Raw genomic sequence first — 14702 nt, 5'->3', positions numbered from 1 at the left:
AATGGGAATCCTGGAAAAAGCCATGCAAATGCTGACAGAGCATCCTCTTTGTAACCATTGCTTAGGCCGACAATTTGCCCTCCTTGGATACGGCGCAGAGAATATGAACCGCGGCAAAGCAATTAAGCTGCTACTTACTATGAGGGGACATCAGCTTACACTTTCTGAAGGCAAAACTGGTATTGCTCTGTTGAAGACAGTTGCCTCTAATGGTTCTTTTGAAATGGCTCGTGACATTTTAAAACGCTTCAACAAACGCGCACCAGCAAAGAGGACATGTTGCCTCTGTGATGGCAGGTTCGAACGCATCACTGCCTTAGTGAAAAAAGCTGTGAATGAATTAGAGAATTATGAGTTTGCCACTTTTTTGATTGGTGTAGAATTACCACTTGAAGTGGCGGAGCGAGAAGACGAGTTTAAAGCCAACTTCAACGTGACTCATGGCGAAAGCATGAAAAGCCAATTCAGCCGCGATATCGGAAAAGAAATCTGCGAAATAACCAACAGAGAAGTTGACTATGGAAAACCTGACATAGTTGTGCTTGTGAAGCCCTTTACAAATAGTATTAGGCTACAGATAAATTCTCTTTTTATTGCTGGTAGATACAAAAAACTTGTCCGTGGCATTCCCCAATCGCGGTGGCTGTGCGGAAAATGTAATGGAAGAGGCTGCGAGAGTTGCAACTGGACCGGCAAAAAATATCAAGAATCCGTTGAAGAGTTAATCGGCATTCCAATGTTAGAACTGGCAGAGGGCCAAGAAATTGCTTTTCACGGTGCTGGAAGAGAAGATATCGATGCTCGTATGCTTGGCTCTGGGCGCCCTTTCGTCCTAGAGGTTAAGGAACCCAAGAAACGCTTTATAGACTTACAGAGACTTGAGCATGCGATAAACGAGCGTGCGAGAGGAAAAGTTGAAGTGCACAACCTTCGTTTTGCTGATAAAGATGTGGTAAGGCGGGTTAAGAAGGCAGAAGCAGCCGAGAAAGTTTATTGTGTGATAATGAAGTTTAGCCGTAATGTTTCTGGCGATGAGCTGGAAGATGTGGAGAGAATGCTTTCTAATGTTACTGTTCGCCAGCAGACGCCTCAACGCGTTTTACACCGCCGTGCCGATTTGATACGGGAAAAGTACATATATAAGGCAAAGGTAAAAAGGTTGGCACATAACCGCGCGGAAATGCAAATCCGTTGTCAAGGAGGCCTCTATATAAAAGAATTAGTTACTGGGGATGAGGGTCGTACAAAGCCCAGCATTGCAAGCATCTTAGACATCAAAGCTACGCCTCTTCAATTAGACGTGTTAAGCGTGGTTGCAGGAGAAGAAAAATGAAGTCAAAAGGCTACCGTCGCAGAACCCGTTCGTTGCTGAGAAAAAAAGCAAGAGAAAAAGGAAAGGTGGGTCTAAGCAAGATACTTAGGGAATACAAGCCTGGTGACCGGGTGGTTGTGAAGCTAAACCCAAGCGTTCACAAAGGCATGCCTCACCGCCGCTTTCATGGGAAAATTGGGATCATCGAGGATAAGAGAGGGCAAGCCTACGTAATGAATGTTACTCAAGGTAAAGCAGTCAAAGAAATAATAGTTAGACCGGAACATCTTGAACCCTTCGGAGTAACTAAGGGAGAATAGAAGAATGCCTAGAAAAGCGTTGAAAGAAAAAATATTAACTGTGCCAGAAGTTAAGCAACTATTGGAATCCATCGGCGAAGAGAATCTGGACCAGTTTCAACGCCGAGCCCTAGACTACACAGCTAAGTTTGGCAAAACAGACGCAAAATCCGCTAAAAAGCTTGTGAACGGCTTAGTGGAAAAGTTTGAACTTGAAGAAGAGGAAGCAGTGCAGATGGTTAATTGCATGCCAGAAAGTATCGCGGAGATTCGCGTTTTTTTAGCGGGAGGCCGAAAAATTGTGGAAACTCAAAAATTGGAAAACATTTTAACATTCCTGAATCAGTATAGAAAAAAGGAATAATAGCTTTCACAATAATAATACGCTATTATCTCGGTTTGAAGGGGCGAGAGAAGAGAGTATGGAGAAGAGATACGAAGAACACGCCTACGTACTGGATTTTCTACCCCACGGTCGTGCTGGCATGAGACCTGGATACCGAGCAGGGGCAGTTGTCCAAGTGATAGGCGAAGATTTCTTCACCCTCTTAGAAGCTATAGTGAAAGAAGGTCTAGCTCTCAAGCCTCATGACCGAGTTTATGTTGGAAAAGACAAAAGGAAGGAAATCACATACATAATTGGCCGCGTCAGCTTCGACGATTTAACCGCGAACGCCAGGATGGAACTATCAAACATAATTGAAAAAATCGTTTCAACGCGTGAGAGTTGGATCGTCAACTTTTTCAATACTACTCAAGCCCTGACTCCGCGCATGCACTCAATGGAACTCGTTCCCGGCATTGGAAAGAAGTACATGTGGCAAATTATCAACGAGCGTGAGAGAAAACCCTTTGAAAGTTTCAAAGACCTGCAAAAGCGTACTAACATACCTAATCCAACCAAACTAGTTACTAAACGTATCATCGAAGAATTAGCTGGAGAAAGCAAATACCGACTGTTTACTCGGACACCCTAGTGGAACCTTCATGGACCTCTACCAAAAAACAAAGTATCTTATGCGCACTTACAAAATTATTCCCAAGAAGCGCTTAGGTCAAAACTTCGTGGTTAACAGTCATGTTTTGCGACTTGTGAGTTCATATGCGGCTGTGGGGCAGGCAGATGTAGTTCTGGAGGTTGGCGCGGGGTTTGGTTTTCTTACACGTTTTCTCTCTCAGAAGGCAAGGAAAGTTATTGCTATTGAAGCCGATGCCTGTTTGATAGAGGTTTTGCAGAATGAGCTTAGTGAGTTCAAAAATGTAGAGGTAGTAAAAGGCGACATTCTTAAAGTCACCTTGCCCTCCTTCGACAAGATAGTTTCCAATCCGCCCTTCTCGATCTCCTCACCACTGCTTTTCTGGCTTCTTAACAAAACTTTTGACTGTGCCGTCTTGACCTTCCAAAAAGAATTTGCAAATCGTCTCAATGCACCAATAGGCAGCAAGGACTACAGTCGCCTAACAGTCTACACGTCTTACCACGCTGAAGTAGAACTGTTGGACCCTATACCCAAAACAGCGTTTTATCCTCCACCCGACGTAGACGCTGTCATAGTGCGGTTGAAACCCAAGAGACTCCCCCCCTTCAAAGTAGAAGACGAGAAAGTCTTCGATGAAGTCGTACGAACTCTATTTACGCAACGCAATAGAAAAGTCCGAAAGGCCGTTCTGCCGCTTCTTCACAAGTATGGATTGAAGAGCACAGCGGCTGTAAGGAAAGCTGACATTTTGCCTTTTCGTGACAAACGCGTTCGAGAGTTGGCGCCTGAAGATTTTGGAGCGTTAGCGAATGAACTTTCGGTCTAGAAAGGTCTTTTTTGAGAAGTACATTTTTGTCGTTCCTGACGATGTATACCTACCTTCAGAAGACACTTTTCTTCTAGCTCGGAACCTGTCGGTGATCGAAGATGGGAGGGTCTTAGACATGGGTACCGGCTGTGGCATTCTAGCTGTGTTAGTTGCTGAGAAGGTGAGCAAGGTGATTGCAGTAGACGTCAACCCTCACGCTGTGGCCTGTGCACGGAAAAATGTTGAGCTGAACGAGGTTGTGGCGAAAATTGAAATACGTCAGGGAGACCTTTTCGACGCGATTGGAGGTGACGAAAAATTCGACTTAATTCTCTTCAACGCGCCATATCTACCAGTTGAGCCAGACGAAGGAAAAAGTTGGATTGAAAAGGCTTGGGCAGGCGGAAAGACAGGACGAACGGTTATTGACCGATTTATCCAAAAATCTTCGAGACACTTAATGGAAAACGGTTGTATTCTGTTGGTCCAGTCAAGTCTTTCAAACGTGGAAGAGACGCTAAAAAAGTTTTTGCAACACAAACTACGATCAAAAATAGTTGATGAGGAAAAATCGGCTTTTGAGAAAATTGTATTAATCGAAGCTAAACGGTGACTCTAAAAATCTAAGCAGCAGAGTCCATTATGTTCTTTTCTTTTTTTGGTACTTTTCAGCACATTTTTCGCAGCAGAACACATATTCTTTACCGTCGATGATATGTGTGTAAATTGCCAACTCGCATTTATCTCCCGTTATCTTCATGTTGCACTCCGTACATTGTACAAATTTAGTCACTTTTCGTTTGCCTCCTGCCTTTTTTGATAGTCTTTTATGGCTTCATGCAGTGCATCTGCTGCCAGGTTTGAGCAGTGCATCTTTATTGTTGGAAGACCCCCCAAGCTGTCTGCCACGTCGCTTCGGGTGATTTTCATCGCTTCTCCCAACGTCTTGCCTTTGGCTAGCTCGGTTATCATGCTGCTTGTAGCAACTGCTGCGCCGCAACCAAAGGTTTTGAATTTGATGTCCGCGATGCAGTTGTCCTTGACTTTGATGTATATAGCCATCACGTCGCCGCACACCGGGTTCCCAACCGTGCCTACCCCGTCAGCGTCTAGGATTTCTCCCACGTTTCGGGGGTTTCTGAAATGTTCCATTACTTTTTCGCTATACACTTTCTCTCAACTCTTTCGGCGTTAATGGTGACATAGCACGCAGCTTTTTAACTATATCGGGAAGCAACTCCACCACGTAATCTACGTCTTCTTCAGTGTTTTGCTTGCCCAACGAAAACAGCAATGAACCATGAGCTTCCTCATGTTTTAGCCTGATAGCTCGCAGCACATGAGACGGTTCCAGTGTCTTAGCGGTACACGCTGACCCAGAAGATGCTGCCACACCAGCCATGTCCAAGTTGAGAAGCATCGATTCGCCTTCAATGAAGCTGAATCTTACGGCCACGTTGTTGGGCAACCGTTTCGACGGATGGCCATTTAGAAAAGAGTACGGAATGTTTTCTAAGAGTCCTTTGATAAACTTGTCTCGTAGCTTAGTCAGCCTTTGGCATTCCACTTCCATATCGCTTTTCGCTAGTTCCGCGGCTTTTCCCATACCCACAATGCTTGGAGAGTTTTCTGTGCCAGATCTTAATCCGCGTTCTTGCCCTCCTCCATAGATAAATGGCTTCAACCGTGTACCTTTCTTTATGTAAAGCGCGCCGATTCCTTTCGGTCCATACATGTCGTTTGAAGACAAGGTCAACAAGTCAACGTCCTCTTTTTGCATGTCTATTGCAACCTGTCCTATCGCAGCGGTAGCATCCACGTGTAAATAGGCATTTTTGTTGTGCACGATTTTGCTTACCTCCTCAATGGGTTCGATTGTTCCAATTTCTCCGTTCGCATACATGACCGAAACAAGAATTGTTTCATCAGTCAGTTCCTTCTTTAAGGCTTCAAGGTCAACTATACCATATTTATCAACTGGCAGAAAGGACACTTTGAACCCTTGTTTCATCAGATGTTTGCAGACGTTTATCACTGACATATGTTCTATGCTGGTAGTTATAATGTGCTTTCCACGCTCTTTGTTTCTCGCCGCTACTCCCCTGATTGCCAAATTGTTGCTCTCAGTGGCGCACGATGTAAACACAATTTCACTTTTTTCTGCGCCAATCAGATTGGCAACTTTTTCCCGAGCGCTCTCAAGCCCTTTCCTCGTTTCTTGGGCAAAAGAGTGCAGTGAAGATGGGTTCGCGTAGAATCTTTCAAAGTATGGGTTCATGGCGTCAATGACACGAGGGTCAACAGGCATGCCTGCAGTGTTGTCCATGTAAACTTTTCTCATCATAAAAGCCTCTTATCTCCCCTTTTTAATCAAGAAGTAAAGCTTGTTTCCTTCTTTCCTTTTTTCTAAGATTTCATGGCCTAGGCGTCTGGTTAAGCTTTCTATGTCTCCCTCTGCTGCCGGGTCGTCTGCCCAAATTCCTAAAGTTTCGCCCACTTCCATCTTATCTAGTTCTATTCGCGTTCTATAAACTGGCTCTGGGCAGAAGAGTCCTAGACAATCTAATGCTCTGTCAGCTTTCATATCCTTCGTCAAGGCTTTTCCCAAGTTCTCTCTGCTGAGGGTTAAGAAAAGGTTTGCTATAATGGGGGTATAAAGCAACCGCGGAGAAATTTTAAGGAGCTTTGCATCTGGCAGCAGCTTTTTACCTAGTTTCTATTTCCATGGCAATGCCATGCTTCACTAAAACCTTAGCGTTTTCAATAGGCAACGTAGCCACATCTTCCACTGAGAAGGGACCATAAATTTTCAAATCTGCACCCACAACGGCTGGGACTTCTTTTAAAAATCGTAGTAGCATCCTTTCTGGCAACTCACCTTTTTCTTCGACCTTCGAAATCTTTCCTTGCAAGGAGTCTTTCAAAAAAGATTGAAAATCCTCTAGCGAAGGTCTCATCCCAAGAAATATTCTTTCTTCCTCAAATGTTAGTTCTTCTTTCTTCACGGTCTTTGCAGACGTTGCGTGATCAACTATTTTCTTGAAACGAAGTCTGACAAGTTCTTCCATCAACCGTTTAACGTTTGGCAGCTCTTGTGAAATCAATTTTGCTTTGGCAGATTTTTGATCCAGCATTCGTCCTTCTCGTCGAATTCGGCCCACATACTCTGCTGTTCTGGAGTAGAAATCTTTAGGAAGCATCTGCAACTCTGCACTTTGCTTCTCTTTCAACCAAGCATCATAAAGCATATCATACATGACTATTTCACCACTTTTGCTACACCTTTGCAGAGTAGAAACAAGGCTGCTGCGGTGGGCAACTCCACACGCGAATCGTTCTTGAACGGTCCATGAAGTGTGTCTCCTATCCGAAACCTGGGTGCTTCAACAACATCAACAATCACCTGTCCTTCTTTAAAGGCTACTGCCTCTTTCAAGGGATCAAATTTGTCAAAGCTGTGAAGCGGTGCTTCAACTTTCATAAACCCTGTCTTCCCATGTAGACTTCCAGTCAGCCGAATCAACCGATGAATATCAGTTGTGACCACCGTATCAATTTTCGCCGATTGCTGGTCCATAATCCATTGGATAATTTTTTTCCAGTTTTTGGGTCCTACACCTTTTACAGTGATCCATCCTCTACGCTTCAAGCTTTCTCGGAGTTTTTTCTTATTTTTGATTAAGAAGTCAATGCGCCGTTTGCTTAAGCCCATTGTCTCAATTTCGCTGCGCGATTGTTTTGTTAGAAACGCGTCGATTCCCTTGGCGATGCGGTCTCTCCAACCTTTCAAGTTAGGTCCAACAACAATTCTATTTTTATCCTTATCTATCAACCTGTGCAATTCTACTTTGAAGCCTAACCCGATAACATAATCCACTATTTCTTTGCGCGCCATAGAATCAAGCAAACGAATATTTTCGTTTTCTACATGCACGTGATAGCCGCGATTTCCGCTAAAATAAACCTTTATTTCGTTCTCTGCAAAGCCCAAGTCTTTCATCAACATTTCCAAGAGCTTGATTGTCTCTTTTTTGGCGGATTCTAAACACTCGTCGCACATCCAAGTCTTGGTGTTAAATTTTGCTTCGTCGCAAGCGGGACATTTTTCAGGAGAAGGTCCCTTACCGGCAAAACCACAATGGCTACAGACCCATGTGTCATGAACTTTGCCGCATGGCGTAGGAATGTGATCTGCGTCGATGTCAAACACTAAATCTGCCCCCAGCCAGCCTTTTTTATCCATCTCAGCCTCAGGTCGTTCATAATAAGCGCTAGAGTAGTAAGCATTTGAAGGGACGATTGTACTCAAGGAATGTTTGAGGTTGTCTATGCTTCTGAAGCTCTTGTGCCTAAGCATAGTTTTTCCCTCGAACAAAAGGAAGCCGAACTCACGTTTTTCCAAAGATGTGGGGGGTTGAATGTTTGAAAAGTGTTTTTGGTAATATTCAAAGAATTTGTTTCGAGCGAAAACTTGCAAGACACGCTTCTCCGTGAACTACTTTAATGGGTTAGGTAAGAGTTCGATAATAAGGGTATTGACGCTTCCCGTTGGCGCACCAAAAAATGATAACCATAGTTTATAAATCTTGAAAACACCTAAACCTGCAGTATATGCACAAGTATGTCTCGTTTTATTGAGGAGGGTGTTTAGGGTCCAGGTAATAAAGACGTTATTCGCGAAGGGGCAGGTCCTTAGAAATCGTCTAGCCTTGATGATCTTTTTTTATACTGTTGTAATGAGTGTTGTAGCCATTTTGAGGCACCATTCTTTATTCTCACACGCTTGGGATCTTGGTATATTCAATCAAGTATTCTGGTCTACAGTTCATGGGCGCTTTTTCTACTATACTGTGGAGCCTTGGTTTGGTCAATGTTTTTTTGCAGTCCACTTCTCACCGATCCTCATTTTTATTGTACCTATTTATGCAATTTGGCCTTATCCTGAAACACTTCTAGCGCTGCAGAGTTTTATAATAGCCCTAGGCGTCGTACCTCTATACCTTTTAGCGAAAGACAAACTCGGTGAGCGATTAGCATTCATACTTTCGTTGTCTTATTTGACAAATCCCTTGATCTTGGGGGCTAACCTATTTGATTTCCACTTTGAGGCTTTCATGCCTATCACTCTTCTAGTAACTGTGTACTTTTTAAGAAAGAGAAACCTGAAATTCTATAGTCTTTCGCTGCTTCTTTCACTTATGGTGCATGAGTATATGGCTTTCTTAATGGTTCCAATAATATTGTTTGAAACAATTATGGAAATTAAAGCGAAAGAAAAGTTGAGAAAGATCGCTCCGTATGTGATTCTCACAGTTTCTTCATCTATTTTGTGGTTATTCTTGGCCTCTACTGTGCATTCTTATCTTAGGCAACCGGAGACTCAATCGATGACTGTCTTGGCGCCGTTGTTAGAGGATGTCAGTCGCCCACTTCAGTTGTTCAACTACTTGGGGTACAATGCGCTCCTAAAGCTCTTGTATTTGACGCTGTTGCTGGCACCCTTATTATTCACTCCTCTTTTTTCTCCGTACATCTCGTTGAGTGTGCCTTGGCTTCTTTTCATATTCATGTTGAATTATAGTCCGTACTATGAGATTGGTTATCAATACTCATTGGTCATAGTCCCTTTTGTATATCTTTCCTCAATAGAAGGCATAAAGAGACTATTACGCTTGAAGCCCTCAAGGATCCATGTCTTTTCCAGAATGCTGCTTTTTCTTGCCTTGGCTTCGCTTGTGATTGGCGTAGCGCGGATCCAGCCTATAGTGCTCAATACGGAGAAAACCAATGCTGCTCATGAAATTATGCTATTGATACCGGAAAACGCGTCAGTTTTAGCTACAAATAACCTTTTCCCTCATATATCAAACAGATTCAATGCTTGGATTCTACCAACCAGTTACGACGAACCCTACCCTATGCATAATACTGGTATTTCCAACGTGTGGAAAGAGTATGCACTTATCATTTTGAGCGAAAATGATCCAGATTTTGTGCTTCTGGATTTAAGAAATGAAAATGCCCAGAACATGAAGTTAATAGCCTCTGAGTTGCTAGCGAGAAGCAGTTATGGAACCTATGCGTATGCTGAAGATATCTTGTTGCTTAGAAGAGACTATAGGAATGAACCATTAATCTTCGTTCCATTGAAATCTAGTTTTAATTATGAGACCTTGGCTCTTTATGATGGTTCAATAATTGCGGAAACAGCGTCGAAGAATGGCAAAGTCTTGGTTCACACTACTGAAAATCTTAGCAACGTTACTTTTTGGGGTGGACCAGATTACGCAGTTCCTCCTGGGCGATATGAAGTGATTTTTAGATTAAGGCTGACTGGGGCTTCTCAAGATGTCAGCGTGGTAACTCTTGCCATAACTGCTGATAGAGGGGCAACTCTCCTTAACTCAACAGTTTTAGATGTCGGCGACTTTGAAGGCTCAGGGACTTGGGGAGAGTTTACTCTAAGCTTTCAGACGGAATTGCCCTTGAGTGTTGAGTTCAAAGGGGTGCAAGTTAATAATGCTGTTAATCTGTATTTAGATTACATTAGGGTTGTTCAATTGGACCCCCGGATTAGTTAGGCAGAAATTCAAAACGTGACCAATGCTGCAACTTAATTACTTGAGTTAGTCAGTAATAAAAGTGCGCATAATAAAGCGTTGATATGGCGATTAAATGGAACAGTAAGTGTGAAAAATTGAATTTGCATATAATCTGTGATCCCATGTTGGACGTATATGGTCCTATAGCTCCTGCGCTTCTTGTAGCAAAAGTCATGGTTGAAAAGAAGCATGATGTTTCCATAGTTTCCACAAAAATTTCTGACGATGTTCAAATTTTCCTCAAGGCACAATCTTTAAGGTATATAGACCTTAATGCTCACACGATTAGTAGAGGTGGACCTCCTTTTTCATGGCTTGAAACTTGGGCTCGCGAAGCTTTTTTTGACCTCAATTCCAGAAGGTTTCCTCCTCAAGATGGCGTGGTGATCAATTTTTCTCATACGATAGCAGTACCTTCCACAATATGGTATGCCCAAGGTCCTACTACAGATGCACTCAAAGATATGCAGTACGAATTTCCGCTACGTTACAGATTTCCGTATGAAATCTTGAAATCCATACTTACTTTCGCTGACAACAGATTGATAAGGCTTATAGCTTCGAAATCAAAATTCATAATCGCCAACTCGAAGTTTTGTGCATCAATGTACGAGGAGAGAAACCTTGAAGTTCATAAAGTTATATACCCCCCTCTTGATTGCATCGCATTCAAGCCTACATCAACACGCTCTGGTGATTACATCTTAACTTACTTTGGTAAAGAGACTGATTTTTGCGTTTTAAAGGAGATAGGAGATGCAGGTGTGAGGATTAGGGCTTTCGGATCGAAAATTCTTCTTAAGCCAAAGAAGATTTTTGGGCATAGAAACATCGAGTTTCTTGGCGAAGTATCTGATAAGGAGCTTGTAAATCTATACTCAAATGCCCTCTTTACATTGTTTACTTTTAACCATGAACCCTTCGGATACATACCAGTGGAAAGCATGGCGTGCGGTACTCCTGTATTATCTTACAACCGCCAAGGACCATCTGAAACAGTCGTTAACGGTGTGACTGGCTGGCTTGTCGATACTCGTGAAGAAATTATACGTTTGGCTGTAAAGTTATGGAGAAGTGGTTACTCATCAACTATGAGAATGAACGCTAGAAGAAGAGCTTTGCTTTTTGACATAAAAAACATAGCGGAAGAATGGAGCCAAATGGTAGAAGCCGGCAGGTGTTAAGTGAACCTCGCAAAGGAGGCTTTGATGGAGAAAGATGTGTGAGACAGAAGGGGTTCGGTGTGCAATTACTCTTCGGGTTGTTGAGGGAGAAGTCGAACAAAATTGATGGACGAACGAAAATAGTCATTACGCGAGTCTCTAAATTTATATTTGCTTTTCGAAAGATTCTCTTCGAGTTTCAAGTTTAAGTTTTTGGAGCTCTGTTTAGAACGGCAAGTTTAGCTTTGACAATATAGAAAAGAAATCCTTGAAATTCTGCCCTTGTAAGTTTCGACTTTCCCTTTTTCCGATTTTCAAATATTATAGGTACTTCTGTTAGAGCAAATCCTCCTATCCACGCCTGCTTCACTGTTTCTATCTGTATCTCATATGTCTGGCTGTGGAGACACCCGATTACACTCTTTATATATTCTTTTGAATAACATCTAAAGCCGCTTGTGCAATCATGTATCCTCAACCCCACCATTGTGGACGCCACAAGATTAGCAGCACGGCTAATTATCCGCCGTAGGATATGCCAGCCGACAATTTTGCCGTCTTTTAAATACCGGCTTCCAATAACTAAATCGTAGCCTTTTTCTGCTGTCGCAAGTAGTTGCGGTATGGCTTGTGGGTTGTGAGAGTAGTCCGCATCCATGGTAATAACGTGTTCTGGAGGGTTCTCCAAAGATAAAATTGCTTTAAATCCATCTGTGATAGCTGTTCCAAGCCCAAGTTTTTCAGGTCTTTCCAAGAGCAAAATGTTGCTATATTCTTTCTGCAGCTTCTTGACTCTGTCAGCTGTCCCATCTGGACTCGAATCATCTATTACGAGGATTAATACATCTTGGTTTGTATCCTTGATTTCCCTGATTAAATTTTCTATGTTCTCAGCTTCACAGAAAGTTGGAAGTATGATGCCAAGAGATTGCTTATTTGCTAGGCTTTCATGTCTTGCGCTGGGGGGATACAAACTTCTTTCCTCTTCTGTTGCAGAGAGCATGTATTTCTCCACTTTTTAACCTAGCTATCATAGACGATGTTTCTATTGAAAAGACAATTTCAGTGTTTACCCTTTATAAATTTATTTGACGGTCAATAATTTTTTACTCCATCTCTTGGAAATTTTCAAGCTTCAACTTCTTGTTCGGCTTTTACCACAGAGTTTGGATTCCTTGACATTTACGTTCGTGTTAATTCTGAGCTGAGTTCCGAATCGTTAGTCGTACATGTGCAAGTGCCTACAATCAATGTGAGAGAACGAAAGCTACTTTAAAAGAAATTGTGAATACATTAGATTATTCGAAAAGTTTTTTATATTAATTGCAGCGTAGAGAGTTTCAATATGTCAAGTCTAAAGATGGCAGAGGAGAGAGGCAATGATATCTAAATCGTTGGTGAAGGGACCTATGAAGCTCGAGATTTCTCTGTCGGGTCATTGGTTTGATAATCTCAAAGAGAATATAGAAGTTTTATTCGTTCTAATTTTCCACGGGCTCATATTCTTATGCGCAGGCTTGTTAATTCAAGGTAGCTCAGCGCTGGCAAACGGCGTTGCGCTGGGCGCTTACTTTATATTAAACATCGCTCTTGTTCTACAAATCACTTACTTTATCCAGCATAGAAAAGTTGAAGATCGTGAGAAAGATGATTAGAAAGCCTGAGCTCACGGTAGTTATGCCCGCTTACAACGAGGGGCAACAAATAGAGGACAGTCTAGAAAAAGTTGATTCTGTTCTTCAAAAAAACGGCTCTAAATATGAAGTTATTGTAGTGGACGATGGGAGTCTAGATGGCACATCAAAAAAGGCTACAAATTACGCCAATAGAAACGGCCACGTCAAAATAGTCAGCTATGAGAGGAACTCTGGAAAGGGTCACGCAGTCAAAACAGGCTTTGCAAATGCCCGAAGCGACATCATCGTTTTTATAGATGGCGACCTCGATGTTGAACCGGAACAGATCACCCCTTTTGTAAAGGCTTTAAAGCATGCAGACATAGTCATAAGCTCAAAATGGCACCCTGAATCTAGGGTAGAAATGTCTGCGATGCGAAGATTTCTTAGCCACGGTTTCAATCTGCTTGTTCGACTACTTACAGGAGTGAAATTTAAAGATACACAGACGGGATTAAAAGCAGTCAAAAGAAGACAATTGGAGAAAATCTTTCCTAGACTCATGGTAAAGCGGTTTGCCTTCGACGTTGAACTATTGGTTTTGGCAAACATTCACGGTTTAAAGATTGCGGAGTTACCAGTTAAAGCACGTATTAAGAAAATGGTTAACTTTCTGGAAGTATGGCGGATGCTGATTGATCTACTTGGAATCGCGTATAGGTTAAGAGTTGTCAGATGGTATCAACGTGCCATGTAGACTTTTAATTTTCTGTGATAGGATATAACGTTGAAAATTCTAATTTTTAATTGGCGTTGCTGGCTCAATCCAAGTATGGGTGGGGCTGAAGTTTTCACTTATGAGAATGCGAAGAGATGGGTTAATGCTGGGCATGAAGTTACATTATTTACATCTCAGTTTGAGGGCTGTAGAAAGAAAGAAATGTCGGATGGAATCAAGATTGTCAGAGCGGGGGGGAAGTACTCAGTTTATTGGTGGGCTAAAAAATTTTATAAAAAGCGTTTCGCTAAAGAAAACTACGATATTATAATTGATGAAATCAACACGAAGCCCTTTTTAACACCAAAGTTTGTGGATGATGAAGAGAAAATTGTGGCTTTGATTCATCAGTTAGCAAGGGAGTATTGGCTCTACGAGACACCATTTCCAATAAGCTACATTGGGTATCATTTTTTGGAGGAAAGGTGGTTAAAGAATTATGTTAAAATTCCCACGGTCACTGTTTCTGAGAGTTCGAAACTTGATCTGGAGAAGTTGGGATTTAAGCAGGTTTTTGTTGTTTCTGAGGGATTGAATGTTGAGCCTTTGAAGGAGATTTGCGAGAAAGAAAGGCATCCAGTGGTTGTCTATGTGGGTAGGTTGAAGAGGGCGAAGAGGCCTGATCATGCTGTTAGAGCTTTTAGGCTTGTGAAAGAGCGATTTCCGAGTGCTGAGCTTTGGGTTATTGGGGATGGCTATTTTAGGAAAGTCTTAAAGAGGATGAGTTTTGATGGTATTCGATTTTTTCCCGAAGTTGGGAATGTAGAGCGGCGGCGGCTTTTAAAGAAGACTTGGGTTCTGGTTAATCCTAGTGTTCGTGAGGGTTTTGGTTTGAATGTTGTTGAGGCAAATGCGTTCGGTGTTCCTTGTGTGGCATATGATGTGAATGGTTTGAGGGATTCGGTCAAAGACGGCAAGACTGGATTGTTGGCTGAAAGCGGGAATGTACGGGCTTTGGCTGATGAGTTGATTAGAGTTTTGGAAGATGAAGATTTAAGGTTGAGGCTAAGCAGGAATGCTTTGGAGTATGCTAGGGGGTTTAGCTGGGACAAAAGCGCGGAAGAATTCCTGAGAATTCTCATAAATATTGTTAAAAAGTCAAGCTTCTAGGATGCGGGTAAAACACTTTATATAAATAATGACG

At 42.3% G+C, this 14702-nt stretch carries 17 protein-coding genes; 11 read left to right on the top strand and 6 right to left on the bottom strand.

All coding sequences use genetic code 11. The features are described from left to right. Position 1 precedes the first annotated feature (1 nt). From KAU88_04955 to KAU88_04930, 6 genes are read left to right on the top strand one after another with little or no spacing between them, the layout of a single operon-like run. Positions 2 to 1333 (top strand): tRNA pseudouridine(54/55) synthase Pus10, encoded by a 1332-nt coding sequence (locus KAU88_04955; GenBank protein MCK4477858.1) that lies wholly within the window; start codon positions 2 to 4, stop codon positions 1331 to 1333. Continuing rightward, the gene (locus tag KAU88_04950; GenBank protein ID MCK4477857.1) at positions 1330 to 1632 is read left to right on the top strand and encodes a 50S ribosomal protein L21e; all 303 of its coding nucleotides are present in this window, start codon (positions 1330 to 1332) and stop codon (positions 1630 to 1632) included. Before KAU88_04955 ends, KAU88_04950 begins: the two co-directional genes overlap by 4 nt. Before the next feature lie 4 nt (positions 1633 to 1636). Then, positions 1637 to 1975, top strand: coding sequence for an RNA polymerase Rpb4 (locus KAU88_04945; GenBank protein ID MCK4477856.1), 339 nt, complete (start codon positions 1637 to 1639; stop codon positions 1973 to 1975). Positions 1976 to 2033: 58 nt separating this feature from the next. Further along, positions 2034 to 2588, top strand: coding sequence for a DUF655 domain-containing protein (locus tag KAU88_04940; GenBank protein ID MCK4477855.1), 555 nt, complete (start codon positions 2034 to 2036; stop codon positions 2586 to 2588). A gap of 10 nt (positions 2589 to 2598) precedes the next feature. Further along, on the top strand, positions 2599 to 3417 hold the full coding sequence (rsmA, locus tag KAU88_04935; GenBank protein ID MCK4477854.1) for a ribosomal RNA small subunit methyltransferase A: 819 nt from the start codon (positions 2599 to 2601) through the stop codon (positions 3415 to 3417). Continuing rightward, the gene (locus KAU88_04930) at positions 3401 to 4012 is read left to right on the top strand and encodes a tRNA (adenine(22)-N(1))-methyltransferase TrmK (GenBank protein ID MCK4477853.1); all 612 of its coding nucleotides are present in this window, start codon (positions 3401 to 3403) and stop codon (positions 4010 to 4012) included. The genes rsmA and KAU88_04930 overlap by 17 nt, the downstream gene beginning before the upstream one ends. A gap of 176 nt (positions 4013 to 4188) precedes the next feature. Here KAU88_04930 and nifU read toward each other — a convergent pair whose 3' ends face one another. The 5 genes from nifU to KAU88_04905 all read right to left on the bottom strand — a co-directional run bounded on the left by nifU (position 4189) and on the right by KAU88_04905 (position 7876). Then, entirely contained in the window at positions 4189 to 4569 is a 381-nt protein-coding gene (gene nifU / locus KAU88_04925; GenBank protein ID MCK4477852.1) for a Fe-S cluster assembly scaffold protein NifU, read from the bottom strand. Then, the gene (nifS, locus tag KAU88_04920; GenBank protein MCK4477851.1) at positions 4562 to 5740 is read right to left on the bottom strand and encodes a cysteine desulfurase NifS; all 1179 of its coding nucleotides are present in this window, start codon (positions 5738 to 5740) and stop codon (positions 4562 to 4564) included. Before nifS ends, nifU begins: the two co-directional genes overlap by 8 nt. Positions 5741 to 5752: 12 nt before the next feature. After that, positions 5753 to 5983 (bottom strand): sulfurtransferase TusA family protein, encoded by a 231-nt coding sequence (locus KAU88_04915; protein MCK4477850.1) that lies wholly within the window; start codon positions 5981 to 5983, stop codon positions 5753 to 5755. Between the two features lie 121 nt (positions 5984 to 6104). Beyond that, a complete protein-coding gene (locus tag KAU88_04910; protein MCK4477849.1) occupies positions 6105 to 6656 on the bottom strand; it encodes a DNA replication complex GINS family protein in 552 nt (183 codons plus the stop codon). Positions 6657 to 6658: 2 nt separating this feature from the next. Then, positions 6659 to 7876: a DNA primase small subunit PriS gene (locus KAU88_04905; GenBank protein MCK4477848.1), complete on the bottom strand. Its 1218-nt coding sequence runs from the start codon at positions 7874 to 7876 to the stop codon at positions 6659 to 6661. A gap of 277 nt (positions 7877 to 8153) precedes the next feature. Here KAU88_04905 and KAU88_04900 point away from each other — a divergent pair, with 277 nt between their 5' ends. Both KAU88_04900 and KAU88_04895 read left to right on the top strand, forming a co-directional pair. After that, positions 8154 to 9980, top strand: coding sequence for a DUF2079 domain-containing protein (locus tag KAU88_04900; protein MCK4477847.1), 1827 nt, complete (start codon positions 8154 to 8156; stop codon positions 9978 to 9980). Positions 9981 to 10063: 83 nt separating this feature from the next. Further along, the gene (locus tag KAU88_04895; protein ID MCK4477846.1) at positions 10064 to 11185 is read left to right on the top strand and encodes a glycosyltransferase; all 1122 of its coding nucleotides are present in this window, start codon (positions 10064 to 10066) and stop codon (positions 11183 to 11185) included. A gap of 184 nt (positions 11186 to 11369) precedes the next feature. Here the strand turns inward: KAU88_04895 and KAU88_04890 are convergent, their stop codons facing one another. Then, positions 11370 to 12167 (bottom strand): polyprenol monophosphomannose synthase, encoded by a 798-nt coding sequence (locus tag KAU88_04890; protein MCK4477845.1) that lies wholly within the window; start codon positions 12165 to 12167, stop codon positions 11370 to 11372. A gap of 406 nt (positions 12168 to 12573) precedes the next feature. Between KAU88_04890 and KAU88_04885 the strand changes: the two genes are divergently transcribed. The 3 genes from KAU88_04885 to KAU88_04875 are packed head-to-tail and all read left to right on the top strand — an operon-like array spanning position 12574 to position 14668. Continuing rightward, positions 12574 to 12819 carry a hypothetical protein gene (locus KAU88_04885; protein ID MCK4477844.1) on the top strand — a complete coding sequence of 82 codons (246 nt, stop codon included), beginning with the start codon at positions 12574 to 12576 and terminating at the stop codon, positions 12817 to 12819. Further along, entirely contained in the window at positions 12812 to 13537 is a 726-nt protein-coding gene (locus tag KAU88_04880) for a glycosyltransferase family 2 protein (protein MCK4477843.1), read from the top strand. The genes KAU88_04885 and KAU88_04880 overlap by 8 nt, the downstream gene beginning before the upstream one ends. Before the next feature lie 30 nt (positions 13538 to 13567). Continuing rightward, positions 13568 to 14668: a glycosyltransferase family 4 protein gene (locus tag KAU88_04875; GenBank protein ID MCK4477842.1), complete on the top strand. Its 1101-nt coding sequence runs from the start codon at positions 13568 to 13570 to the stop codon at positions 14666 to 14668. Positions 14669 to 14702 lie beyond the last annotated feature (34 nt).

The organism is Candidatus Bathyarchaeota archaeon (assembly GCA_023131225.1).
Classification (GTDB): domain Archaea; phylum Thermoproteota; class Bathyarchaeia; order Bathyarchaeales; family SOJC01; genus JAGLZW01.
Note: the sequence above shows the minus strand (reverse complement) of the source record. Positions and strands in the feature narration are given on the sequence as shown.